The sequence below is a fragment of the Bradyrhizobium sp. USDA 4538 genome (genome assembly GCF_024171045.1).
GTDB lineage: Bacteria > Pseudomonadota > Alphaproteobacteria > Rhizobiales > Xanthobacteraceae > Bradyrhizobium > Bradyrhizobium australafricanum.
The window spans coordinates 1,538,324-1,564,563 of record NZ_JALJZE010000001.1; the positions used below are offsets into that span (position 1 = coordinate 1,538,324).

A 26,240-nucleotide genomic window follows, 5' to 3' on the forward strand; every position below is an offset into this window, starting at 1 on the left:
TCGCAGAACCTCGCTTCAGGGAAGCGGGAACCGGATGGGCGTTCAGCCCGCGGCTTAATCATCGCGCGCCACCTTGTTACATGATAGTTGCAGAGCCGACGAAGTAGGATGCGCTTCCGGAGCCGAGCTGGAGCGAATGCTGCGATCTCCCTTGCAGAACCAGGCGACGGAAAATTCCCTTACGCAGCCCGGCGCAGGATCAGCAATCCGTGTCGCCTCTGTACGAAACGTACACTCGCTCTTGCCATTACAGGCTTCTGCAAGCGCATCCGTGGTGTTGCCGCGCGCTGACATCCAGCGGCAATTGCCGCCATACGTGCCGGAGACAACAGAAATACCAGATTGCGTGATGGCATTCCCGGTCGCATCCCGCAGTGCATACGCGGCGGCCCCACCGACAAGTGCGGCAAAGCCGACGGTTCCCAATCGCACCAGGAGCCTGCGCTGTTCCGCCGAGGCTGCCTGATAGGCACCGCGAATTCGCCTGCGGGCCGGTACCTCAAAGCCGAAATGCAGCAGGATCGCGGCGCACGTCGCCAGGGCGAAAGCAAGAGCGAGCGCACCGAGGTGGCCAAGCAGTTGGCTCGCGGTTTCCCAACGCACCACCGGAAAACGCCGGAAGATGATGATGTGTATAAGATAGAGGGCAAAGCTGGCCTCCCCCAGAAAGACAAGCCACCTTGCTGACAACAGAAGTCCTGCAGTGCTGCTGGGCTGAGCCGCCGCGACAAGGATGAGCGCAACCGGGGCCGCCAGGGCGATATTGTTGCGTGCAATATCGAACAGGCTCATGGAAGCGCCAAATGGCGGCTTGTGGGCGGTAAACCAGAACACCCAACCAATCGCACAGACGCCAACAACTGCCGCGATGTCGAGCAGAGCGCGAGACGGCCTGAAATCCTGCGCCGACCACACTTCATGGAGCCTTGCCAAGCAACAGCCAAGAATGAACTCCCACACCCTGCAAAACGGCGAAAAGTAGACGATCCAGAGGATGAGCGTGTTCTTCCAGTTCGGCAGAGCCGCCTCCGTTCCATAGGCATGAAGCGCAAACAGGTTGATGCGGCCCTGCAGCATGAGCACGGCAAGGTCGATGCCAAGCTCGATTGCGACGGCTCCAATGGCGCACAAAACCACGGCGGGCACAGTTCTGATCCGCGCAAGGAGAGGACAAACGAGCGGAAAAACGAGATAGAAGAACCATTCGGTGCTCACTGACCAGGAGACGATGCCGACCTCTTCGTACTGCCAAACGGGGGCGACACCGGCGACATTTGCGAAAAACCAGCTTTGAACCATCCCGAGTTGAAACGGTACAAGGTGCGTAGAGAATCCTTCGGCCGACGCCTTGGTTCCGAGAAGCCATGGCCAGACCATCGGTCCGGTCAGCAATTCGATCAGAAACAGAACAACGAACAGAGGATAGATTCGCGCTATGCGCGCCACGAGAAAGTCCGGGATCGCTTTCCGCGGGCTGCTCACAATCGAGCTGCCATAGTTATATTGAATGACAAAACCACTCAGCGTGAAGAAGATGGACATACCGAGCAGGCCGAGTGTCCCGACGCTGATGTCAAGTCCGAGACTGGGTCCCTGCAGGAACAGACTGCCGCCGTGAGACAATGCCACCGCTGCTGCCGCGACAAACCGGATACCGGTCAGCGCGGGTATCTGCTTAACCATCGATGTCGCTCGTCATTTGCGAGGTGGGTACAAATCCTGGCGATCGATGGCACCAACGGCAGGCAGCTGGAGAGAACGCTAAAGGCAAGAACGACTGATCGCATCGCGCGAGCGTGCCATGCGATCAGCCAAACTCCTTCGGAAGCTCAAATCGGTTATCAGAGCGCTCGTGCAGCTTAGTGAGACTCCGGCTAGCGCTGAAACTCTGCATTCTGGTAGGGCTGCTCGGATCAAAGGCCGCTATTCCGACCGGCTCCGGCCCAAGCTACGGCCCTGACCAATGACTGCCATGTCTGAACCGCGCCATTGTCTCACCGGAATGCTTCCTGAATGGGCGTGGCAAGCCAATCTGCTCCCTCTGCCAAGAAGGCGGGCGCAAGGTACCCGATGAAACTCGAGTTCAAAAGCAACGCGCTGTCATTCGTGACTGGCAGCCTCACAACGGGTCGATGCGCCAGGTCACGTCCTTTGGGAGAGAGCGCGAAGGCTATCATCAACAGCCGCTAGGAGGTCCTGTGCAGGAGCGCACAAGGTTTCCATCCTCGTTATTCCTTGCGGCGAGGATCATTTACATCGCGCCACCAGCTCGCCAAGGCTGCCGCGTGATATCGCGATACCTGGACGCATCTCGAAAACAAGGGCGCAACTTTGCGTCGGCAAGCCCAGCCGATCCGAGCCGGGCGTTCAATCTTTTTGACAGCGGCTGACAAGGAATCTCACTGCGGATTGGTGCAGCAATTCACTATTCTTTCCCTGCACGACTGGCCGCGCTTTCGCTTGGGTCTGGCGTGCCAAAGAAGGAAAGGAACACGTGATGAGAAAGAAGATCGCTGAGATCAAGACCACCATCCGTACCACCACTCCGTACACGGGTACGCTCTAGGCTGGTGCGATGATGCCTTGAATGCGTCTACCTGATCAGAGCATAGCGGCATTGGAGGGTGGTCCTTTCGACCACCCTCCTTTGTGACAGTTCGGGAGAGTACAATGGTCGATTTGATCCAGCAGCGCGTGCTTCCAGCCATATCATCATCTGTCGAGCTCAGTCCGATTACGATTTTGAAGGTAGAACCGGGCATGGCTCCGGTGCCGACGATCAAATCGGCACTCGCGAGCTCCAATTCTAACTTCTCTATTACTGACGGCGACTGGCGGACCGGCGGCTATCTTGCCGGGCTGCAAGCGCTCATCGACGCCGAACTGAGGTGGGCCAAAGAGAATAAGCCAAAACTGGTTGAGGCGGCACAACAATCCTTGAAGCGGCTATTCCCTCTTCTCAACAGCGACGCCTTTACCGTGCCGAAGGATCTCACCAATACTTCGAACAAGGAGGAGCGTACCCGGTTTTATCATCATGAATATCAAAACAAGCTCCTGGTCGGACTAGCCGAATTCCTGATCAAGTGCGCCCAACAGCTCCACGAACGTCACATCATCGTCATCGACCGGGCGGCGGCCCTGTCCGGCTCGGCTAAGAATCTGATCAAACTACTCGTCAGGCTGGACGACAATGCGCGGCTGTTTCGGTTTGTCCTGATCGACTACGAACAACGCCTCTATTTTCCGGAGGCCAGCGAAGTTCATTTCGGCAGATATAGCTCGCAGGAACTCGGGCCGCTCCTGGATCAGGATCTCGCTGCGGAGAAACAGCGGCAGATCTACGAGGCAAGTGGCGGCAATCCGCTGATTGCGGCGGCATTGAGCAAATGCGCAGCTGCCGGATTGCCGCTGGTCGGCTATCTCGACCCGATCGCGACGATGGACCTCTACCTGGCCAGCCTCAATACCGGGGAACGGCACAGTCTTCTCAAATCGTACATCGAGTCCAACTGCACGACGCCTGATCTGATCGCGCAACGAAACTATGAAACTTTCGAGCAAGCGACCGCAGATTATCTGCACGAGCAGCTGCACCACGCGTGCCTAGACCGCTATCTAGCGGGCGAGGCGCCGCTCGTCATGCTTCATGCGCTATCGATACGGGACAAGTACAAGCGTCTGGAACTGCTTGCAGAACCAAGTCAGATTGTCCAAAGCATCGGCCTGTATGATCTCTGGTTTGGCTACTTCGGGGCAATTTTCGCCGATCCCGCGCTTCGCACCTACGGCTCGGGAGATGCTCCGGTGAACGCCGCCTTCATCAATGCGGCTTTTGTGCTGTATTCGCTCGGCTGCGGGCGGGTGTCGGTTCCCTATTTGGACGAGTTCTATAAAACCTTCCCGAAGAGCCGATACACGCCAACGGTTCTCTATGCCCAATCAATGACCTATGGACGTTATCAGCAGCCGGTCAACCTCACGCTGGCCGAAGAGTACGCGTTACGGAATCTGGAAACCATCGAGCGGGATTTCCGGGGGCACGACAAGTACGACTACATCAAGGTGTTTGCAGAGAACGCCTACGCTTACATCAAGGCCAAACAGCAGAAGTACGACGAAGCCCTCGCTCTTTGCGCCGAAGGCCTTGGCAAGATACTTAAGGCGTATGGCGACAAGCGCTTCAAGCTTCACCAATCCATTCTTATCTACAACACCAGTCAGGTCTATGAACTCATCAACGACCTTCCTCGGGCTGAGAAGCAGTTGCGTGAAGCCATCGCCTACGATCCCTATTATGGGGAGTATCACAATGACCTGGGGAACCTGCTTTCGAAAGTAGCCGGAAGGGACGCTGAGGCTCTCGAGGCATATGCACGTGCCATCGAGCTTTGCCCACCCTATTACGAAGCTCATCTGAACAGGGCCGCACTTCGCAACAGAATGGGAGATGCCGCGGGCGCCCTGGCCGATCTCGACAGAACACTCGTCATCAAGCCGAATGAATGGCGAGCTCACTTCGAGAAGGGCAACATCCTACTGCGGCAAGATAGGCCGAACGCTGCTCTGGAGTCCTATCTTTCGGCAGCCGAGATCAATTCCAAAAACGCCGACTTACAAAGCAATATCGGCCTTGCCTATTCCGAGCTCGGTAGGGCGAGCGTTAGCATCGCGCATTATCTTCGAGCCCTCGAACTCAACCCTCGACATGCGCTCACGCACAACAATCTCGCCATCGAGTACTTCAACGAGGGCCGGCCAGATATATCGCTGAACCACGCCACCGTCGCTGTCGAGATTGGGGGAGACCCAGACTACCTCCTCACTCGTGAGCACATCCGCACAAATCTGCAGGCTGACCTGGCTTCGCGGCGGGACCAAGCTTCTGCGTCTTCCGCCCAGTCATGAGCTTGCGGCTCATGGCATTCCTTGCCGTCAAAGCCGAGCGGCGCGTGACAGGATCGCTAAGGACATGGGTGCTGCACCTCAAAGATTCGGCGGGGGTCTAGCGAATGTTGTTGCGGCAAGCGCTGAAGGTCAGGCTCACCGGCAAGGGGAACGCGTCGGCCGGCATCTTCTGGCGATGACCGAACTCCGCGAGGAGGTTGATAGGTGGGTGAGATGTCTTTTGCCAAGCCGCCCTATTGCGAGAGGGTTCGTCGTCCCCTTGTGGTCTCATCGCACCGATGTCGCCGAACTAGACCAATGCCATTCATCTTTGGCTTTGCGTCAAGGGATATCCACTCGACGACGCCCGATCAGCTGGGTCAACGATGAGTGGGGCGAGCACACGGCAGTTCGTCTATCTCTCGCATTTGATCATCCAGATTGGCGGCTGGGCGTTCCGAATCGGCATCCTGATCGGCCTTCTGCAATCCGGCATGAGCGCCGCGGGTATAGGCATTGCGGTCACTTTTGCGCCTATCATGCTCGGGAGCCTCTTCCTGTCGCCGCTGGTCGACAGAGGCGATCCGATCTCAGCCATGATGATCGTCAATGCGGTTCGCGTATGCGCGCTGCTCGCCATCTTCGGCACCGGCGAAGCCGATTCATTTCTGAGCTATGCCGCGATGGCCGTCCTGAGCCTGGTTCAGCCCGTCTACTTATCTGCAGAGGTTTCCTTCTTCCGTCGTATTACGTCGGAAGACGGCATGATCTCGGTGCTGCGCAATATCGCCAATATCGACTGGCTGACGTACCTCTTGGGGATGTTTGCAGGTGCCATGCTGTCCGATCAATTGCACTTGCCCGGCGTTTTGGCGTTCAACATATCGGCGATCATCCTGTCCTTGATCGTGCTCCTTGGCATCAAGCAGCAGCTCGGAAGGACACCGACAGTCCTTGAGGCGCGGCCTTCGGGCACCATTCTGGACTTGGCACCACTTTATCCCGCATTCCTTGCTGTCTTTCTGCTCAATCTCGGCGCCGGCATCATCAATGTCTATCCCGCGATACGTGCCACAGCTGACGGGGTCCTCGATAAAACCGTGCTACTGACGATCGTCATGACGAACGGCGTTTTTGCCTTGCTGGGCGCGCTAGCCGTCAAGCCGATCTTCGAGCTGTTGGGCGCCTTGCCAACCATCGCTGGGGCCGCAGTGCTGCTTGCGGCGTGCCTTGCAATGATGTCACTCGACGCAGGTCTGCCTATGACAATCGTGTCCAGCAGCGCGATGCTTGGGTTTGGCCAAATATTTGCGGCCGCCGCTCACGCGCACATGGTGTCTTCAGTGGCTCCCGACCGGGCCGGTCGCCTTTCAGGGCTATTTCAATGTTGTACCTATAGCGGCGTTGCGGGAAATGGCATTGCTTTGTCGCTTTTGGGTGATCGTCTTTCCTTCGCCATGGTCGTCCTCCTATGCGCGGGGAGCGCATTTCTAGCATTTGCGGTTGCGACCTTCGCCGTGGTCAGATCGAGGGACTCTCAAACTTCAAGTCCTGGCGATCGCTAGATCAGGGGTCTACATCATGCCATGGGATCAGCTGTTCCTTTTAGAGCGCCCGTTTTCAGATCCGACCCTGCCAGGACAGCAATTCTATTGCTGGCACTGCTTGCTGCTGGACGGGTTGCTGTCCGCATTTCCAGGCTGCGCTGCGAGGCTCGACGTTCGTCGGATTTGCTGGGCGAGGCCACGAGCCGCGCTCATCGAGAGGCTTGGGCAGGATCATCAGTCCGCGCCAGTTCTCATTTTGGAGCAGGGAAGCTCTTTACCAGAGAATGCGAAGGTCGCGAACGGCCGCGCCTATGTCGACGAACCATTTGCAATCCTTCATCTTCTGGCCGCGCGCCACGGATTTCCGGCGCCTTACCCTGGAACAGTCCGCACTTTGTAGGCCCCATGATGGCCGTCAACGACTTGATGCCAGTACGGGCCTATCGGGATGCTTCGAGTAAGCGGCTTGCTCAATCTGCCGAGTTGGGACTTCGAAGGGCGATGGCTGATCGTCCCGGCTCATTATTTCTGACAGCGCCCAGCGCTCAAACTGTTTGACAGCCGCGTTATTTCGCGCGTGCCCATTGACGAACATGTAGATTGAGCGATTGACCGGCACGAAGCCAAATGGAGCGACAAGCTCTCCTTTCTCAAGGTTGCTTCTGACCAGGATTTGCGAGGATATCGCGGCTCCCAGTCCACTTTTTGCCGCCTCCATCGCCAAGGAAAATGAATTGAACAAGACCTTGCGAGATCCCTGCAAGCATATTGCACCTGCGCTGGCCCATTCGCTCCAGGCGTCCAGCCTGTCGGCCTCGTGCAACAGCGAGATAGAGCGAATATCTTTCGGGTTCTTGATCGCCTCGAGCGTGGCAGGCGCGCAGACTGGGCCAATCATCTCATTTGAAGCGTGCACCTCGCGGATAGGAAGCGGCCACTTCAGCCGGCCGCTGAGAAACAATACGTCCAACGCGCCAACAGCGAGCGCGTCAAGATCAACTTCGGTTTCAAAGAGAAGGTCAACGTCCTGATAGAGTTGGAGGAACCGACCGATACGGGGCAACAAACCGTGCGACAAAAACGTGGTTGAGCCCCCGATCACCACGGAACGTCCTGCATGGCGCCGTAGCTCGTAGCATCCTTTCTCGAGCATTGTGAACGCACTCGCACAGCTGCGCTTGAGCTGTTCGCCGTCGGATGTCAGCCGCACGCCCGAACTGTGGCGAACGAATAGTCTCCTGCCGAACCAATCCTCAAGAAGGCGCATCTGATAGCTTACCGCGCCGGTCGTCATGTTGAGCCGCTCGGCCGCCCTTGAGAAGCTTGGAAACTCGCTGACCGCCTCAAACAGATGAAGGCTTTTCAGGATCGGTAACTTGCGCATCTTTCTTTCCCGCCTCTAGCTTCGATAGCCGTCGCGCAGCCTTGCTGTGTGCTCCGATTTCCTCCAGCACGACAACCGCGATCACTGACTGCCGGGGCCGCGCATGACTGAGACCTCTCTCGGTATCGGCCTATGCGGAGAACTCGACGGACCCCGCTCCCTGCCCGGTCGGATCTGCGTCCCGAGGTACAGCTCGCTTAGATATCCATTTCGGATACATCGTTGATTGCGGCACAATTTGTCCAGAAGCTGGAACGAAGCTTGAAGTTTGGAAATCGCGATTCATGAGCCAGTCTGCCTCAGCAACACTCGCCGGCGAGGCGCCTGGCCGGCCATATTGCACGACGAGCCAAAAGTTGAGGCAGATCGAAAGACCCATGGCGATGTGGGAACTGCTTCGGTTGCCCCTTAAGTCCGTAGCGTCTTGCCCGTCGATTGGCTGTTCAGTGTATTGCGTCCCATTCCAGCTTGATGAATTCAGTCGGTTTCTCAGAACAAAGCCGCCTCGACGCATAGGTGTATTCAAGGGCCAGTCGACGCGCAACTTCGATGAAATTGGCCGCGGCGCTGTGTCCCCCATCGATGTTCTCGTAGTAGAAGTAGAGTTGGCCCAGCGCGGCGAGCTTTGCTGCGGCCTTGCGGCCGTGCGCGGGATGCACGCGATCGTCCTTGGTGGAGGTGAGAATCAAAGGAGCGGGGTAGGTCTTGCCCGGTACCAGCTTCTGATAGGGTGAGTAGGCCTCGATCGACGCGCGCTGCTCGGGAAAAGCGGGATCGCCGTACTCGCCGATCCAGGAGGCGCCTGCGCCCAATTTGGTATATCGAAGCATGTCAAACAGCGGCACCTGGATGATCGCCGCGTTGAAGAGCTCGGGACGTTGGGTAATTGCGGCGCCGACGAGCAGCCCGCCCTGGCTGCCGCCTATCACTCCGAGCCGCCACGGGCTTGTGATCTTGCGGCGGATCAGGTCCTCGGCAACGGCGATGAAATCATCCCACGTCGTCTGCTTCGTTGCCCCTTGGGCTGCTTGATGCCATTGCGGGCCAAACTCGCCGCCCCCACGCAGATTAGCAACGACATAGGCATTGCCCTGCTCCAGCCAGAGCCGTCCCACAGGTCCGAGATAGGAGGGCAAAAGCGAAGCCTGGAACCCGCCATAGCCATAAAGAAGTGTCGGAGTGGCGCCGTCAAACCTTGCGTTCTTCGGTCGCACCAGAGAATAGGGAATTGACGTGCCGTCACGCGAAGTCGCCTCGAACTGCTCTACGACATGGTTGGACGCATCAAAAGCGGTGGGGGTCGTCTTTAATTCCTCAAGCCTTTGAGTTTTGGCATCAAAATACCAGACCGACGTTGGCCTGAGATAGCTTGAGACGGCGAACATGGCGTGGTCCGCCTCGTCGGAAGCGGCTGTCACGCTGACATTGGTATGTTCCGGCAGCTGAATCGGCGTCGCCGACCAGGCTCCTTGATCGTACTTGTAAACGAACGCTCTGCTTTGAACGTTATCCAGGATCGTCAGGATCAACAGGTTCTTTGTAAAGCTTAGCCCGCTCAGGGCCTGGCGCGGCCCAGGCTGGAAGACAAGCGAGGCTTTGGCGCGCAGCGGATCCTGTTTCCATTCGTTCAGGTCATACGAAATCAGCGAGCCGGCACTGAAGCTGACATCACCGGACGGCGTCCAGGCCTCTTCAAGTTTCACAAGCAGGCGATTGCTCACGAGGCCTGCGATCTCTGCTTTCTTCGGCAGATTGAGCTTGACGGACCCATCGGGGCGGAAGAGCACGTACTCATGCTCGAAAAACCCGATCGCGCGGATGGCTCCGGTCGCATGGACATGACCTTCGCTGTCACGGAGTACCAAGGGCCCCGCCGAAACATCGGTGGGCGCGCCCCGAAAGATCTCGCGCGCCTCGCTGAGCGGCTGTCCCCGCTTAACTTCCTTCACCACAAAGGGGTAGCCGGCCTGCGTCAAAGAGCCCTCGCCCCAGTCCCGTGCAACAAGCAGGGTGTCACGATCGACCCAGCTGACGTTCTGCTTGCCCTCTGGAAGATAAAAGCCGTCCGCAACGAAGCTCTTTGTCTCGCGGTCGAACTCGCGCATGGATGCGGCATCCTTGCCGCCGTCGGAAAGGCTGATCAGGCAGAGGCGCTCGTCAGGCGGAAGGCAGCTGGCGCCTTGAAAGATCCAGTTCTTGTTCTCGGCAACCGCCAAGGCGTCCACGTCAAGGATGGTTTCCCACTGTGGGTTTTGGCGACGATAGCTCTCAAGCGTAGTGCGCCGCCAGATGCCGCGCACATGGTCCTCATCTTTCCAGAAATTCTCCGCCCCGCGACGTCCCAGGGAAACGTATGGAATTCGATCCTTTTCCTGCAAGATGGTGAGCGCCTGCTCGTAGAAACGTTGATAACGGGGATCTGATTGGAGCACGCCGAGTGTCTTCTCGTTCTCGGCGTGGGCCCAAGCCAATGCGTCTGCCCCTTCGATCTCCTCGAGCCAGAGGAATGGATCATCAGACGCTGCCATAGGCGTTCGCTCCTGTGAAAGCGCGGCGGAGGTGAAGCAGGCAATCGAAAGCAGCGCTGCGGAGAGGACTAGCGTGTTCATGGACTTGCTCCAGCTGAGGTCGAGGGCCACACTGGCTCGGCGCGTCAAGCAGGAGATGTGGAAAGTACGCAACGCATGACATGGCTCGGCTCGCGCTACCGCCTCGTGGACCATCGATTGCAAGCTGCGTGCCGCCTCAAGAGCCGCAAGTTTCAGCCGCCAGGGCTGCACGACCATGTCCGCTTGCCGACATTGGTTAAAAGCAGACAGCGCATTGTCGGCATTGTCGGTCCTGAGCGGTCAGGCAGCAGCAGGATTATCGGATCTCACCAGCCTGCAACGGAACACTCCGCGACGTTCCCGCCCGCAGTCGTAACGCTTACCTCCAAATATGAGGTTTGTTCTTCCGGGCTGGTCGGCGGACAGATTTGTCGACGGGGGTCATTGCGACAAAGAACAGCACGTTGATCAGCAGCCAGATCGCGATCAAGCAAAGGGCGGTGTGCATGGCAATCTCCAATTTCTGACTGCGCATCGTCTGCCGAGACGTTCCGCTCATCTTGCGGGCGGCTACGCGGCTCGCAAGAACCGTCTCAGACGCCAGGTCTATATTGTGCCTCTGTCCTGCTACAGAGGCGGTCATCCGCCGTGCTGTCCGCTCGCCCGGTCAATATTCCCCGGCGCCAGGCTCTTGTTCGGGACGAACACTAATCGGAGCTGTGTTCGCCGGTAGATCCCAGAGTCTGTCCTGGGTATGTATCAGTGGGGCCTCCAACGCCTCATAGGCCTTCTTCTCGTCTTCAAAGGCCGCCTCCTTCAAGGCGGCCTCCGCGGGGTCGATCTCGTTATAGGCGGCCAGCGCCTCGGCATGCCTTCGGAACAGCGGCATTTGAGCCTCGTTGGTCCAGCCGAGACCGAGACGGTGGAACTGATCAGCCGGAATGGTGACCCGGCTTTTGTCGAGCTCTCGAACATTGTCCGCCGACCAGTCGTGAATGGTAAAAGATTTGATTTTGTCCATCATCGACCGCCAGCGCGTGACGCGCTCCTCAAGCGGCATGTTTGCGGCCTTCGAAATAGCGGCTGCGATCTCTTCAGGGTGGTTCGGATCCACCAACAGCGCCTCGTTCTCGTTAAAATCTTCCGCCGCACCGGCAAACTTGGATAGAACCAGCACGCCGGGATCCTGCGGATCTTGTGCGGCAACATATTCTTTCGCCACCAGGTTCATGCCGTCGCGCAACGGTGTCACCACACCAACCTTGGCAGCGCGGTAAAGACGCGCGAGTGCAGCTTGGCTGAACGAGTCATTCGTGTAGAGGATCGGCCTCCAGTCGTCTGTGCCATGCTCGTTATTGACGTGATTGATTGCCCTCTCCACATCCCCCTTATATTTCTGGTACTCTTCGACGTCGGCGCGTGAGGACGGCGCGATCTGCAACAGCGAGATGCTGTGCGGCTCGGTCCTTAGAAGCTGATTGAAACCTTCGACCCGTTTGTCGATACCCTTGGTGTAGTCGAGCCGGTCTACGCCGATCGCGAACTTGGCGCCCTCGAAGTTTTGCAAGAGTGACGAGACTTTTTCTTGCTCCGCCGGAGAAAGATCTGCCGCAAGATACTCCGCGAACTGCTTGGGATCGATGCCGATTGGAAACTTTTGCAGTCGCGTCTGGCCGCGCTCCGTGGTCACGACGCCATCCTTGCTCTCCAGGCCGAAATGGGTTCTAAGGCCGGCCGCAAAATTGTTCAGGTCCCGGTTCGTCTGAAAGCCGAGCAGATCGTATTTCAGCATCGACTTCATAAGTTCGCGATGATTGGGCACGCGCTCGATCATGTCGGGCGCCGGCCACGGCGTATGGAGGAAAAAGCCGGTCGGCCGCTCGATGCCAAGGTCATGCAGGGCGGCCCCAAGCGGAAGCAAATGATAATCATGCACCCAGAATGCGTCGCGATCTCGGACGTCGAAGGCCGCACGCGCAATAAAGTCGTTGATGTTTCGATAGCTTTCATAATCCTCGTCCGAGCCCGACATCCGGTCCGGCAGCGAGTGTAATGCCGGCCACAACGTCGAATTGGAAAAGCCGCGATAGTAGCCAGGATAATCCTTGGCCGGCAGATCGAGCCTGGCCACCTCGCCTGCACCGGTCTTCACAAGTGGCAGGGGGTGCTCGGTCCCGTCGCCGCGGTTTTCGGATGACCCAATCCAGACCGCGCCGGAGCGTTGGACGACCGGCTCGAGCGCCGCGGCAAGCCCGCCGGTCTGAGGTTTATTGGGGTCGAACGGTGCAACGCGGTTCGAAATGACCACAAGCTTCAAATCAGGTTGCTCATTGACGGCATCGAAGCGATCCTCCATCTCATCCGAGATACTAGGATCGGAGGGACTTCCTGCGGCCTGTTGCTCCAGCGGCATCTTGTCCAGGTGCAGGTCAAAGGTCGCCTGGTCTATGGGCTCTTCTTGCTGAATGGCCTGTGATGTAGTGCCGGGACCCGATGTTGCCGCGTCGAGGGTGTCATGGATTCGAACCATATTGTAACTCCTTTTGACGATATTTTCCTTGATGCAGTTCGCAGATCGCTCCGAGATATCTCTACTTCGCCAGGTTGGCAGGTCGAGCTTTCGGGAAGCTGACCAGTCGCCCAGCCAAATGGCCGCATTGGTTCACTGCGGCGCGATTTCCGCGGATGAGGCGTCGGCACGTCGGACATGAAGGAAGACGTTGGCTTGATCGCGTTGATGAGGCACACGGGGCGTTGCCGTCATAGGCCGCCGAGGACATGGCCTCGACGCAATGGAAGACTGGGGCGCTGCAGCGACGTCGCCCTCCAGATCGTGGGCATCATCGCTTGAGTGGCGCCAGCCGCGCATCGGCTCATATGTGGGGTAGATATATGCAAGAAACGCCATCATCGACCGGCGCTATAGCGTCTGGGCCACGCCTTTCGAGGGAACCCTTCGGGATCAACCTGATGGATAATGTGCGCACGTCGCACTTACGGCTGAAAACACGTATTGCTGGCAGCATTCCTCTGGAATGACGCTGCCGGTTGTCAGATTTCCGAGAATGCCGTTTTCAACCGGATGTGGCTCTGATCTCACGGATTCGGACGCACGCGGCTGATTTTGTCGGGGGCGAACGGATGACGTGCTTCAAAGATGACGTGATAATGACCACATTCCTATTCGGAGTGTCGCCCAGGAGGTGTGCGGAGTGCCGCGAGCAGCGAACGGTCGTCGGCGAAGGTCCCAAATCATGATCTCGGCGAGTCCGTGGGCGCTACATCGCCTTTCGTGCGATAGAGAGCGGATCGTCGTAACTGATCCATATGCGGGGTTTAGCGTCATAGAGCCACGGCACCTGGGCCTCATCGCTCGGATACGAGTGAAAGCCTGCTCTTCGGATCGCCGGGCAATGATATCCCGACAATCGATGCCGTCGCTCCCTCCCCACTTCTCACTCGCCATCTCCCCCTTTTGGAACAGCCCCGTATTCTCTTGCGGAGCTTTCCCAACAGCTCGGCCGTAGAGCTACGTCGAGCGTGATCTTCCGGCGATACGCCGGCCCTAATCAAAGCGTTCACGCTTGCATCGACATTGAGATCCGGACTTGGATCGCCGGCGCAGGCGAACAGCCGAGCATTGAAGCTGGCGAAAACCGAGCCCGCGTGATAGTCGTAGGCCATGAGATGAATGCGGTCGACGAGCCGGGCCAGAGCCGGCGCCTCCAGATTGACAATTCTGGGCGGGGGCGGTGAGCTCCAGCTCCCTGCGCTCCGATGCGGAAAATTCAGTGAGCTTTCGGCGGAGTTTCGCAGTCAGGAGCGTGAAATTCGTACGGTCCTCGGGGCGTGCGAGATTTCCTGCACGTCCTCCGAGACGGGAAACTCTCAATCAACGTCCACACCATGGAACAGAGAGGGTACGGCCGAAAGAACGCCTCGATGACAGATTGCGCGAACCGCGCGAGACCGCCGTGGCAGCGGCAGCCGAAAAATATTTCGATCCGCTCCAACCGCCCAATGAATCAGGATCCGAAGCTGCCGCTTCAATTCGGCGAGCTGGGCGAAATTGCCGCTAAACGGTCTCGAGCGCGAGGTTCCGTCGCAGGCTCCTGCGTCGAAGCAGCGACCTGCAAGCTCTGCCAATCCTTCCGCCGAAACGGTGTCGAAGCATACATCAAGTGGGTCAGCTCGCGAGCCCGGGATCGTCTTGATGCTTGGACCGCCTGCCCGTGCCTTCCACGGCGCGACTTAGCCGACGATGACGAGGCTCCTGGCCGATGAGGTCCGCGCCAGCCGTGGCGAAGGTTCGACGATCACGCGCCACGGCTTGCGACCTTCTCTCTGTCGAGTGCGCCCAGCTGATAGCGCGATCACTCCATGACATGAAACCTTCTTACTGGCTAGGACGGTAAAGCGCTGAGGTCGCCGACTAAACGCGCTCTGTCGGGAGACGCAAACAATTCGGACCGTCCCGAGTACACGCCAAACGAACGAAATTGCAGCTCGAATGATTGCTCGGTGCGAAGCATACTCTTGCGACGGAGTTGAAGCACGTCGGCCGAAGATGCGCGGCCTTTGTCCATTACGTACTGATTTGTGTGTTGATTGCAACATCCTCGCTCAGAAGTTGAGCTATCGGGGACATCTCTTCGCGGCTTTAGCAAAAATAGGGTACGAGCAGGCTTCAGCCTGCGCGCTCGCGGTCGTCGCGCTGGAGGGGCCGCGACACTAGGCGGTCAGCGGTCTGGATTGCACCGCAGCTGCAGCGGCTGGCTAGCCCAAGGCGATTTCAGTAATAGCCCGTGGTGTTTCAATTTTGTTTGCTTCGGTTCCGAAGTTGGCCGAAGCGAGCTGTCTGCACCGCGGCAACATCGCCGATGTATCGGTTCCAAAACAACATTCCGGGCTGCGAAGTCCGGATGCGGTTGCAGTGATCATTAGGGAACGGGGGAACTCATGCTATGTTTTAGAGTCGGGAGCGGTTCGGGCGAGAGCGACGACGAGCTACTCGCAGTTCGAGCGAGCGACCAAGTGCGGACAAGCTGCAAGTGCAAGGCTGCAGAGAACGGCATGCCCAAGGAGCGGTTCAATCTTCCAGTGAGAACACCAAAGAAGCGGAAGCTGACCAGCGGCAATCCCGCTGACGTATCGAAATTGCGTCAATGGTTGGTCGAGGCGTCGCTGGGGAAGGCTCTTTCAGCTGTGACCGAGCTGGACGACGACGTCGAGCTGAAGGTTCGCCTCCCGGAGGCAAAAAAGGCGCTTAGCGTCACGCTTGTCAGCTGGCCAACACCTAGCCGAACCCAATCAAGATGCCGTCATCGCAGGGAACGCAGCGTGCTTGGTTGTGCTTCGGCTTCGGCTTCGCCTTGGCTGACATTTCGTCGACAACGAAAGTGCGCCCCACATCCGAGCAGCCCACGTGGATGCTCGCCCCCTGGTTCGCCGCAGAATCCGAAAGCCGCCGTCCTCACGACTTGCTCGGATATTGCAATGCAACAAGACCAACCGTAAGGCGGGGGCTTTGTCGCGGACGATTTCCTCATATTTTTCTCCTGAGGATTTCCTGCGCTGAGCGGTCATGTCGCGGTGAAATTCGTCTCAGGTTGGAGGTGGTCATGCAATACGATCGGATAGATGCCCGCATTCTTGAGATCGTGCAAAAGAATAACCGTCTGACTTCAGATGTAATTGGCGAGATGGCCGGACTTTCTCCTACCGCGTGCCAACGACGGTTGAAGAGGCTCCGCTCGGAAGGTATCATCCAGGCGGACATATCGATTGTATCGCCGAAGGCGGTCGGAAGACCTATTCAAGTGCTTGCGCTCGTGACGTTGGAGCGGGAAAGTGCCGACATCATCGATAGGTTTAAGAAAGCTATCAAGTCATCAGTCGACGTTGTCAACGGCTTCTACGTCACGGGTGATGCCGACTTCGTTCTGTACATTACCGCGACGACCATGGAGGAGTACGAGCAGTTCACACGGCGCTTCTTCTATGAAAATCGCGACATCAAGGGCTTCAAGACAATGGTCATATTGGATCGTGTAAAGGTCGGCTTTGCCGTTCCAGTTGAGCTTCCCTCGGGCGATTGATCGCACGGATGCCGGCATCTCGCCCCGGCGATCGAGGCTGACTCTTCGTGTCCCTCTTGAGCATCTCAGTCAGCACTTATGAGAAGGGCGCACCATTTTGGGGCGATGCGACATTGAACCATATCGACGAAACGCGCCCAAGGAAGCGCCCCCACAGACCGATGAACTCCGAAGGCGCCCCTCTTTGTCGTCAAGCTGCAACGTGTCTTCGCTTAAGTCACGCTGCTCCTCCTGCATGGACAATTTTCAGCCGAGGCGGCTCGACGGGAATAGCATGTAGCGCCATTCGGGCTCCGCCCGTTCGCTACCGACATAGGCCCCGATCTTACCGGAAATGCTTGTGGGCGCCGTCATCGGTTACGGTAGCGACAAGCTATGAAAGTACGCGTATGGCCCTATAGTCCGAGCCGGCGGACTCGCCTTCGTATGGATTGGCTGAAATTCGTCGAAGGTAGGCTTCCCGACGCGGGATTTCAACGTCGATGCGGCGCTGGTTGCATCAAATCAAGATGAAGATGTTGCTACGGTCAAAATCATGTTCTCGTTGCGGTCAGCGCGCAGGCTAGCAAAAGCGTCCTGCCAAGAGAGGGACCATGACCGATCGCGTACCCGCCGTCCTCGAAGCACTTGGCAAATCCGCAGATGGAGCTCTCAAGCAGCCGCCCGGCACACGGCCGATGTCTCACCGTCCTCTTATGGTACGTCCTGCGAAGCGGCCCCTTGTGAAGAATGTAATATTGGCGCGTCTTTCTGTACAACACCTTGCGGCAATAGGGGAGTGTCTTGAGCCAATTGTCCTGAAAGAGCGTATGGCTCTACAAGAGCCAACAAGGCAGCAAGCGCTGACATTTCAGTGTGTCCAGACAGGATTATGCGGGGCTCGGCACCATCGTGAACAACGGCTTGCGAGCTGGCTATGTCTTGCGAACGAAGCTGTTGACGCCCGTGTGCTGCCAGTTTCACATGATTACCTTTCCCCAGCGCTGGGACTGCGCCGCGCCGACGTAACAGAGACGTTGACCCGATTCGAAGAGCAAGGGCTGATTCGCAAGATGCGCGGCGTCTTGCAGATCGATGAATGCAAATCGCTTCAAGAAAAGACATGCTGTTGCTCCAAGCTCGTTTCAGGTGCCTTCGCCTCGTCATCGGTCCGTACTCACAACGACGAACAGGCGCGCTAGCAACTCGCGAAACGGTGATCGGTCTCTTCCGTGAACGTTACGCGCTCAGTGAGCTGAAAACGGTTGGGGAATTCTTGTGAAGATGCAGAGCACTAATTGGGCTCACGCGAGAGACAATCTTGCGTCAATGCGGCGAGGGGTAGCGATGTTCTTGGACGATGTAGCTGCAAAGATTTGCGCCTTCGACTCGGCACGTCGGCAGAGCTGGGTTACAAGATGGACAGAGATTGGAGATGCTCAGTGCCTACGTGCTGACCTGAAGATCAAGCAGATGGCCTTCGATGAGGCGACCGAAGCTTGGCTTTGTGCTTTAACTGCCTTTGAAGTTGCTAGGCGCCTCGTTGGTGACGGCGATTCGAAAAGAGACGACATTTCTGCAAAAGTGGAGGTCAACATAGAGAAGTTCGGACTGTCTCTGCGGAAAAATGTGGAGCGGGTAGAAATTGCTTGCTGCGACCAAGCGGGCTTACAAGCCTATTATTTGCCTGCCGGCAATCACGATTCACGCGCGCCAGCAGTCATTTGCATCGGCTACGAACAAGAAAGGGGAGTAACGCTGCTCGGCAGGCTGTTACCCGTAGTGGTTGGCCGAGACATGTCAGCTCTGGTTGTCTGCCACGATGACGTCGCAAGGCGGCCGGATGTCAAACCGGGTATGTTGCTGTCCTGCTGTTTGGACTATCTTGTAACTCGATCCGACGTTGATGCCGCTCGAATTGGCGTCTATGGAGAAGGCTTGTCGGCTACTCTAGCGACTGATTTCACGGCCTTCGATAGCCGCGTAGCTGCGGCGGTTTGCGACGGCGGCCTTTGGAACTGGGCGCGAATGCTGGCATCTGTCGGCTGGATGGCAAATGTTGCCGATGAAAACGATGAGGGCGTAGCGTCGAGGCTTCGCTCACGCTTGGTACGACAGTTGAAATGCCCAGTACTCGTGGTAGCTGGTGGCCGCGGTTTTGTCAGCATGTCGGAAGCGGTCAAGCTTCAAGCTGACTGCTCGGCGGAGCATGTCGATATCGATCTGGCCGTACCCTCGATAGTCCGGGTCGCAGCGGAAGAAATCGAAAATTTCGTATCTTCGGATGAGTGCATCTTTGGATGGCTGGAGCAGAAGCTCTCACAATCTGATGCGCATGGGGCGGTCCAACGGAACGCTGGTTGGCCGGCGTGTCGAGATGATGGCGAACAATATCCGAGCACCATTTTTGACGATGAGTGAATGGCAAGGCGCCGCCTGCTCGATTCGGCGATCGCCGCGCGATTGGATGGGTGGCTTTGTGGACAGCCACTGTCCGCATGAGGATGGCGATCAGCCGCTGCCTACTCCAATGGATGCTGACGTGCTGCTGGCATGCCGAAGAATTTCCGAGCAGCGGGTGCACGTCTGAGATCAAGACTGATATCTAGACTAACACTACTTTGGCAGATTGTGTTTTCGCCGCTGTTTTTCACGGATTTGCTTTCGGCAATATGGGCACTGCTGAGACGGCGGCCGAAGGATGAGATCGACGATGGCGTGACGTACGGCTGGCATGGTTGGCTGAGGCGGAGGCCCGTTGATTCTTTTTTTTCCGCCCCGCGTATGCGAGGCGACGATGTTGCAGGAAGGCGTAGGCAATCATTGTCATCAAGGCGTGGCGATGAAGACCTTGCCATGATCGCCCTTCGAAGTGATCAAGTCCAAGTTCCTCCTTCAACGGCTGATGCGCCTGCTCACAAATCCACCGTGCCTTGAAGTGGCGGCCAGCGTGCGCAGATCCGTCGCCGCCGGAAGATTGGCCAGATAGTATTTCTTCTCCCCGGACGCACGTTGCTCGCCAATGAGCCAGGCTTCGTCGCCTGGGAAATGCTGCCGACCTTTATCCCATATCCGCTGCGGAGGGCCGTCGGCGGTCCGGACACGGAGAGCAGCAAATTGGGCTTTCAGCCGACCTTTCGTCCCACGACGCCAACTCACGGCTTTCCATTTGGCGCTGGCGAGCATTTGTTCTGCGGCAATCGATAAGATATCGGGCACGTGGTGCTTTCGTGGTTTTCCGCGGACGCTGGTAATCGGCCAAATGAGCTTCACATCGACCGGATACACTTTCTGGTGCCGAGGGATGCCGACAGCCTAGGCCAGCCCGCGCTCTGTTAGCCCTTGTCGAAACGGTGCGCTGAGGCCGTATCCTGCATCCGCCAGCACACATCCAAAGCGCACGTTGGCTGCCATCGCGCGGTCAATCTCGGCTAGAGCAATCTCGGGCTTGGACCGTGCCGTTCGATGTTCGACGGCACGCGAGCGCGCTTCAAACGAGATACGTCGCTTGTCCAACTGTCTGGCAGAAAGAGACGTAACGTGACCATCACTGGCACTTCGCCGCGCGCAAGCGTTAAAGACACCAGCGTTTGGCAATTTGCCGTTTTACCGAGAGCCGACTCGTATTGAGCCGCAACACCGACCGATCGCTCACCCTTCTTCGGCAGTGAGGTGTCATCGATAACCAGCATCGCATCCCTGCCGCCGACAAGTCGGTCCGCCTGGTTGAGCGGCTCCGTCTCCAGCGGCGTCGCGTCCCAGACACCGTCCGCAATGAAATGGTGGCAACTGGTCGTAGTTGCCCGAGGCAAGGCGCTCCGCCATCGGCTGAACGCTCTTGCGATCGCCCGGACCGATCAATCCCGCAACATACAGAGGACACATCCGCTGCCGGGTCTTATGACCCAGCCGGTCCAAGAACGGCATCAGCCAAGGTTCGAGTTCGTCTTCCCATCCCGCCATGGTCAGCCCTTCCAGAGCCGACCACCCATGAATCATTGAAAAATTGATTCGGGAATCCTATAAAACGCGGCAAAATCAACAATCTGTTCGCGGTAGGGACCCCCATCACTGGGCGCCCCCCGCGCAGATCCCGGCGAGCCCAATTAAGGCACCGGGCTCCTACCTCGGGTGTTTGACGGCGAAGCGCAGCTTCGGCCATGGATGAAGGATGCGAACCTTGGGGAGCCAGTCGTCGGTGATCTGCGTTATGCGATCCCAGGTCAGACAGTTCCGCTGACTGCGCCGCCGAAGCGTACGCCTCCAGAGGTCGGTCAGATAGAACCGAAACGCATTGAGCGCTCGGCCATTCGTCGGGACAGCAAAGTACGCAAAGTGGCCGGTCACGACCTGCCTGAGCCATCTCCCCTGTGCAGGGATCGGCCAGTGCATTCGGCGCCTCAGCTCCTCCTTGATCTCGCGGAGTTTGGTTCGCATGCGGTCGCTACGGGTCTTCCGTTGAAGCTGGAAGCGCCCTTGGCGTGATTTGCCGCAGATGAATGTGAACCCCTATGGTGAAATCGCCACCCTTGATCCGCTGCGACAGCCAGAGACCGAGTGGTCTCCCGAAACCGCCTGTAGGCTTATGCCCGCCCATTTGACCAGGCTCAACGCTGCCGGTCTCCTTGATCTGAGGCCGGCAAACTGGACCATTTTTGGCTAGAGCTTTGCGCGTCGATTCCCGGGCTGGGAGGAGCGAAGGACGATGAAGGCCTCGAGGTTTTCGGACGCCCAGAAGGCGTTCATCCTGAAGCAGGGCAGTGACGCGGTTGCGGTAGGCGGAGATCTGCCGCAAGGCCTGGATCAGCCAGGCGACCTACTTCAACTGGAAGAAGAAATACGACGGGCTGCTGCCGACGGAGATGCGACGGCTGAAGCAGCTCGAGGAGGAGAACGGCAAGCTGAAGAAGCTGGTGGCGGACCTGTCGCTCGACAAGGAGATGCTGCAGGATGTGATCCGCCGATAGCTATGAAGCCTGGCCGGAAGCGCAAGCTGGTCGACGAGGTCTGTGGCGGGTGGCAGGTGTCGATCCGCAGGGCCTGTAACGCTCTCGAGTTTGACCGCTCGACCTATCACTACAAGCCCGGTCGCTCCGGCCAGGCTGCCCTCGAACAGAAGATCAAGGAGATCTGTCATGTCCGCATTCGCTACGGCTACCGTCGTGTTCACGTCCTGCTCGGCCGCGAGGGCTGGCGCCATGGGCAAAACAAGACGCGCCGCATCTATCGCGAATTGGGCCTGCAATTGCGCAATAAGACGCCCAAGCGCCGGGTCAAGGCCAAGCTGCGCGATGACCGCAGGCCGGCCACACGATCGAACGAGACCTGGGCAATGGACTTCGTCCATGACCAGCTGGCGACGGGACACAAGCTTCGCGTGCTTACGATCATCGATACCTTCTCCCGCTTCTCGCCGACCCTGGCGCCACGGTTCACCTTTCGCGGCAGCGACGTCGCGGAGGTGCTGGAAAGGGCCTGCAAGGAAGTGGGCTTCCCGGCAAGATCCGGGTCGATCAAGGCAGCGAGTTCGTGTCGCGCGATCTTGATCTGTGGGCTTACCAGCGCGGCGTCACGCTGGACTTCTCGCGGCCCGGCAAGCCAACCGACAACGCATTCATCGAGGCCTTCAATGGTTGCTTCCGGGCCGAATGCCTCAACGCCCACTGGTTCCTGTCCCTTGCGGACGCCCAGCAAAAAGTGGAGGATTGGCGCAGATACTACAATGAAGAACGGCCCCACGGGGCGATCGGCAATCGACCGCTGATTTTGCTGCAAAACCACGTCGGCGCAACCAGCCCGCCAACGTGACCAAGGCGCAAAACTCTAGTTCTGGGTGGTCCAAAGTTCGGTCTCGCTGCACAAACCACCGAGACTCTAACTGCCGCTGGATGAAAGTTCAGTGGCAGGTCATCCTCAACCCGCGGCATCCAGCCGATCGCCGTGCTGATCGCCCCCCCCAACCGCTTGGCGCCTGATTGCGGGACATCCCGCCCTCGATCGCGGCCACGACACGCTTACGGAGATCCAGAGAATAAGGCTTGCCCATCCATGCTGGCCTCCAATCCAGCCGGCATGATGAATCAGAAACTCACTGATTTGAGAATCCCAATCGATTCAACCTAACCCCGCCCCGCTTTAGTTCTCTTCTGCCAATTGCTGCTTGATGGATTCACTGGCATGTTCTTAGGTTCGAAATGCCGTGCTCACATGGAGCAAGGACACCGACTGGCATTTCATCGTTTTGCGAAAGCCGATGCAGAATAGATTCATCGAGAGGCTCAATTGGCAGGATGCGCGATGAACTGCTGAACGAGACGCTGCTCTTCGATCTCGACGAGACCCGCGCCAAGATCGCCAACTGGAGTGCCGACTACAACATTCGGCGGCCTCACGCGTCGCTGAAATACCTAGCCTCTTCGGCTTATGTCGCCCACCCCATCGCAACGGACGATCGGCTGCGCAACTCCGACGAGCTCCGCCGATCGTCCGTTGCTCCACCCGCGCCTTCAGCTCAAATTGACCTGCCATGAGTTTTCAATCCAGCGGCAGTTAGAGCCTCGGCGGTTTGTACGCCAAGTAGCGAAGAGTTCAGCTCGAACGCGATCGGCCTTAGTATCCTCAAAACGGCTTTTGGCTTCGACGAGCGAATGACTACTAATGTTGGTAGGATCGTAGCGTCCGGTTCTCAGGCAAGTAAGAGGCGTTCTGGAAAATGCATAGGCGCATAGACGCGCACGGCAAAATGTCAAAGTGGCGGGCGGGAATAGGCGATGGCGAAGTTCAGTGTAGTGACCCCTAAAGACGCAAGTTTCACGGTCTCAAGCGGCGGCTACAATTACGAGATGGAAGCGCTCAAGCCGATCGGAGCCGAGGTCATCGAGGCCCCAGCCAACGAGGCGGAATTCATCACCGCAGCGAAGACAGCGGACGCCATCTATGCCAAGGGCATGCCGATCACCAAAAGCATCATTGATGCGCTGGAGAACTGCAAAGTCATCACAATCGGCAGCGTTGGCGTCGACGGAGTCGACGTGAAGGCCGCTACCGCCCGCGGCATTCCCGTAACCAACGTTCCTGACATCTTCATCGAGGAAGTTGCCGATCACTCGATGGCTTTGCTATTAGCGGGCTCACGCCGTCTTGTCGAGCAGGACAAGATGGTGCGCGAAGGCTATTGGAGCGAAGGCCAAACGGCGCTGCTTAAGCTCCCGCGCCTAATGGGACAGATGCTCGGCTTTATTTCCTTCGGCCGAGTTGCGCGCGCGGTGGCACTGCGCGCCGCTCCGTTTGGGCTGCGCATGACGGCCTATGATCCCTTCATCGACGAGACGTTGATGTCGAATCATGGCGTGATACCAGCAACGCTCACGGAGGTGCTGTCGCAATCGGATTTCGTCTCGATGCACGCCCCTGCTCGTCCCGAACTGCGTCATATGCTTACCGAGCAACATTTCAGGCAGATGAAAAAGAACGCCATCTTCATCAACACCGGCCGTGGCGCGACCGTAAACGAGGAGTCGCTGATCAAAGCGTTGCAGGAGGGTTGGATCGCGCATGCGGCGCTTGATGTGCTCGAGAAGGAGCCGCCCTCGCAGAACAATCCGCTGCTGCACATGGACAACGTCACCCTCACGGCGCACGTCGCCTTCGCTTCTGCGCGATCCGACGGGGCGCGTAAGCGTCGGGTCGGCTTCGAATTGGCACTGGTCTTGCAGGGCAAGTGGCCCGTGAGCTGCGTCAATCCGGCGGTACTGCAAAGCACAAATCTCACGCGTTGGCAGTCCATCGGCATGAACCGCGGACCGAACAGCTAATATTCTCTCTTGGAATTCGTCGATAAGGTCTCCTGAGTTATGGAAGATTGCAATCGGAGTAGCCGTCTACATGAAGACATGTGAGTTTGCTTGTGGGCGCGAGCGAAACCGGTTTTGACCGGCACGGCAAAATCGATGAGCCCTCGGAATGAAACATCAGGAGCGCGAACAACGTTCGATCTGTTTGATCAAGAAGACGTAGGCTGGTCTGAAGTGAAAGTGCCTCGACCGGCTTGCGAGCCAAGTCCTAGCGTTCGATGTTTGTGGGATGCGTCGGTGTGGACAACTGAGCTCGATCTCCAGTTGGACCGCACTGGCTTCGATGTTACGTAGAAAGCTCATCCGTCGACAGATGGGACTCGATTCGCTCTCACGCGCTCACTGTTCGTAGCTCAGCCAAAATAGAATCTTGCGCACTATTCCAGCCTTGCAAAAAACTCAGGATCGCATTGTAGGCGCAAGCGAATTTAATGAGTTCGAACCCTAACTAGTCTAGCTAGTCAGTTCATAAACGGCAAAGAGACCCCGTCTGGCGGAGTGGGTAAGCGATCGGCTATCGGCTGCTGAGTTTGTGAGCCGATGTGAGCTTCTATGTCTGCGCCTAGTTCTGGAACTAGAACCTTCCATATGATCGAAGCGGTAGCCGAGCGTCTTGAGGGACCGCCGCGGCAGCTTCGCCGATGCTGGTCGGACGAGTTTAAGGCGCAAGTCGTGACAGAGGCGCTGGAGCCTGCGAGTGTCTCGGCGATCGCCCGGCGGATTGGCATTCACCCGTCGCAGCTGTTTGCCTGGCGCCCTGATGCTCGGGCGGAACGACATTATCGCGAGCGGCACTCGAGTTGCGGGGGTGAGGTGGCGTCTGTGGCAGGCGCGGTGATCGAAATTGCCATTGGCGAGGTGATCGTGCGTGCCGGCGTGGACGTCGACGAGACGCAGTTGCAGCGGGTGATCCGGGCGGTGCGTTCGGCATGATCCCGTCCGGCGTGAAGGTGTTCCTGGCCAGCCATCCAGTCGACTCCCGCAAGGGGATCGATGGGCTTGTCGCGCTGGTGCGCGATGCCGACTCAGATCCGTTCGACGGTGCGCTTTATGTGTTCCGGGCCAAAAGGGCCGACCGAATTAAGATCGTGTGGTGGGATGGCTCCGGCGTGTGCCTCTATTTATTAAAACGGCTTGAGAAGGTGAGGTTCTGCTGGCCGCGGATCGGACATCATCGGGTGCAGCTGAATGCTGCGCAGTTGATGGCCCTGGTCGATGGAATGGACTGGAAGCGGGTCCGGACCGCGGCGGTCAAGCCGCCGCAGATCGTTGGGTAAAAGCACTGCGGCGAAGTGAATCAGTGAGCTGAAAGGGCAAGAGAACAGGGGCAAAATGTGCTCTGGTAGGCCCAATGACGCCGCCCGATCCCAACCTCCCCAATGACGCTTCCTGGCCGACGGCCTCGAACTCGACTCCAACATCGTCGAACGCGCCATCGGGCCACAAACAATTACGAGAAAGAATAGTCTCTTCGCTGGCAGCGACGGCGGCGGACCAATCTGGGCGACTATCGCAACATTGCTGCAGACAGCGAAAATGAACAACGCCGACCCGTTCGCCTGGTTTGCCCGAACAACTTCAGTGTATCGCCAACGGCTGGCCGAGCAGCAAAACTGACGCTCTTATGCCATGGAACCACGCTACCTGACGGCATCAGCTTGCCGCTTAGGTCATTTCAAAAAGATCTCGAGTGTTGCGATATATGGCTCGACGTTCGTAGCTTTTTTCGTCGGAATAACCACGACAGGTAACCCTGTTGCGCTAGGCGCGCTTGAACGAAAGGATTTGATCTGCGGAGCTACTTCGCGAGTGGAATTAGGATCGCATTGGCTCTAGCTTCCGTGAGCGCGTGAGATCGCTTCGTACATTTAGTGGCAGGCGACTAACGTGTTGACCCCGGCTACTAGAACGAGATCCTTCGCAACCGTGTCTTTCACGGCGCG

General features: G+C 57.9%; 14 protein-coding genes and 5 pseudogenes. 12 read left to right on the top strand and 7 right to left on the bottom strand.

What is annotated here, in order from left to right:
* Positions 1 to 54 precede the first annotated feature (54 nt).
* Entirely contained in the window at positions 55 to 1,683 is a 1,629-nt protein-coding gene (locus J2R78_RS06630) for an acyltransferase family protein (protein ID WP_253603487.1), read from the bottom strand.
* A gap of 987 nt (positions 1,684 to 2,670) precedes the next feature.
* Here J2R78_RS06630 and J2R78_RS06635 point away from each other — a divergent pair.
* From J2R78_RS06635 to J2R78_RS06645, 3 genes are all read left to right on the top strand, one after another.
* The gene (locus J2R78_RS06635) at positions 2,671 to 4,908 is read left to right on the top strand and encodes a tetratricopeptide repeat protein (protein WP_253603489.1); all 2,238 of its coding nucleotides are present in this window, start codon (positions 2,671 to 2,673) and stop codon (positions 4,906 to 4,908) included.
* Between the two features lie 365 nt (positions 4,909 to 5,273).
* A complete protein-coding gene (locus J2R78_RS06640) occupies positions 5,274 to 6,452 on the top strand; it encodes an MFS transporter (RefSeq protein WP_253603491.1) in 1,179 nt (392 codons plus the stop codon).
* A 16-nt stretch (positions 6,453 to 6,468) separates the two neighbouring features.
* Positions 6,469 to 6,834, top strand: coding sequence for a DUF3088 domain-containing protein (locus tag J2R78_RS06645; RefSeq protein WP_253603494.1), 366 nt, complete (start codon positions 6,469 to 6,471; stop codon positions 6,832 to 6,834).
* A 15-nt stretch (positions 6,835 to 6,849) separates the two neighbouring features.
* Here the strand turns inward: J2R78_RS06645 and J2R78_RS06650 are convergent, their stop codons facing one another.
* The 3 genes from J2R78_RS06650 to J2R78_RS06660 form a co-directional block, all read right to left on the bottom strand.
* Positions 6,850 to 7,818 carry a LysR family transcriptional regulator gene (locus J2R78_RS06650; protein WP_253603496.1) on the bottom strand — a complete coding sequence of 323 codons (969 nt, stop codon included), beginning with the start codon at positions 7,816 to 7,818 and terminating at the stop codon, positions 6,850 to 6,852.
* A 443-nt stretch (positions 7,819 to 8,261) separates the two neighbouring features.
* Entirely contained in the window at positions 8,262 to 10,427 is a 2,166-nt protein-coding gene (locus J2R78_RS06655; protein WP_253603498.1) for a prolyl oligopeptidase family protein, read from the bottom strand.
* Positions 10,428 to 11,034: 607 nt separating this feature from the next.
* On the bottom strand, positions 11,035 to 12,897 hold the full coding sequence (locus J2R78_RS06660; RefSeq protein ID WP_253603500.1) for a trehalose-6-phosphate synthase: 1,863 nt from the start codon (positions 12,895 to 12,897) through the stop codon (positions 11,035 to 11,037).
* A 3,091-nt stretch (positions 12,898 to 15,988) separates the two neighbouring features.
* On the opposite strand from J2R78_RS06660, the gene J2R78_RS06665 reads away from it, so the two are divergent.
* From J2R78_RS06665 to J2R78_RS06675, 3 genes are all read left to right on the top strand, one after another.
* Entirely contained in the window at positions 15,989 to 16,465 is a 477-nt protein-coding gene (locus J2R78_RS06665) for an Lrp/AsnC family transcriptional regulator (RefSeq protein WP_253603502.1), read from the top strand.
* Positions 16,466 to 17,058: 593 nt separating this feature from the next.
* On the top strand, positions 17,059 to 17,646 hold the full coding sequence (locus J2R78_RS06670) for a helix-turn-helix domain-containing protein (RefSeq protein ID WP_253603504.1): 588 nt from the start codon (positions 17,059 to 17,061) through the stop codon (positions 17,644 to 17,646).
* A gap of 271 nt (positions 17,647 to 17,917) precedes the next feature.
* Entirely contained in the window at positions 17,918 to 18,865 is a 948-nt protein-coding gene (locus tag J2R78_RS06675; protein ID WP_253603506.1) for a S9 family peptidase, read from the top strand.
* Between the two features lie 474 nt (positions 18,866 to 19,339).
* Here J2R78_RS06675 and J2R78_RS06680 read toward each other — a convergent pair.
* From J2R78_RS06680 to J2R78_RS45150, 3 genes and pseudogenes are all read right to left on the bottom strand, one after another.
* Positions 19,340 to 20,220: pseudogene (locus J2R78_RS06680) on the bottom strand (IS701 family transposase).
* A complete protein-coding gene (locus tag J2R78_RS45145) occupies positions 20,120 to 20,443 on the bottom strand; it encodes a transposase (protein WP_375166989.1) in 324 nt (107 codons plus the stop codon). Before J2R78_RS45145 ends, J2R78_RS06680 begins: the two are co-directional and overlap by 101 nt.
* Positions 20,444 to 20,954: 511 nt before the next feature.
* Positions 20,955 to 21,071: pseudogene (locus J2R78_RS45150) on the bottom strand (IS630 family transposase); the annotation flags it as partial.
* A gap of 78 nt (positions 21,072 to 21,149) precedes the next feature.
* On the opposite strand from J2R78_RS45150, the pseudogene J2R78_RS06685 reads away from it, so the two are divergent.
* The 6 genes and pseudogenes from J2R78_RS06685 to J2R78_RS06710 all read left to right on the top strand — a co-directional run.
* Positions 21,150 to 22,252 (top strand): annotated as a pseudogene (locus tag J2R78_RS06685) (IS3 family transposase).
* Positions 22,253 to 22,637: 385 nt separating this feature from the next.
* Positions 22,638 to 22,974: pseudogene (locus tag J2R78_RS06690) on the top strand (transposase); the annotation flags it as partial.
* 240 nt (positions 22,975 to 23,214) lie between these two features.
* A complete protein-coding gene (locus tag J2R78_RS06695; RefSeq protein WP_253603508.1) occupies positions 23,215 to 24,258 on the top strand; it encodes a C-terminal binding protein in 1,044 nt (347 codons plus the stop codon).
* Positions 24,259 to 24,885: 627 nt separating this feature from the next.
* Complete coding sequence (locus J2R78_RS06700) at positions 24,886 to 25,230, top strand: transposase (protein WP_253603509.1); 345 nt, start codon at positions 24,886 to 24,888, stop codon at positions 25,228 to 25,230.
* The gene (gene tnpB, locus J2R78_RS06705; RefSeq protein ID WP_253603511.1) at positions 25,227 to 25,574 is read left to right on the top strand and encodes an IS66 family insertion sequence element accessory protein TnpB; all 348 of its coding nucleotides are present in this window, start codon (positions 25,227 to 25,229) and stop codon (positions 25,572 to 25,574) included. Before J2R78_RS06700 ends, tnpB begins: the two co-directional genes overlap by 4 nt.
* Positions 25,575 to 25,680: 106 nt before the next feature.
* Positions 25,681 to 25,945: pseudogene (locus J2R78_RS06710) on the top strand (transposase domain-containing protein); the annotation flags it as partial.
* Between the last annotated feature and the right edge of the window lie 295 nt (positions 25,946 to 26,240).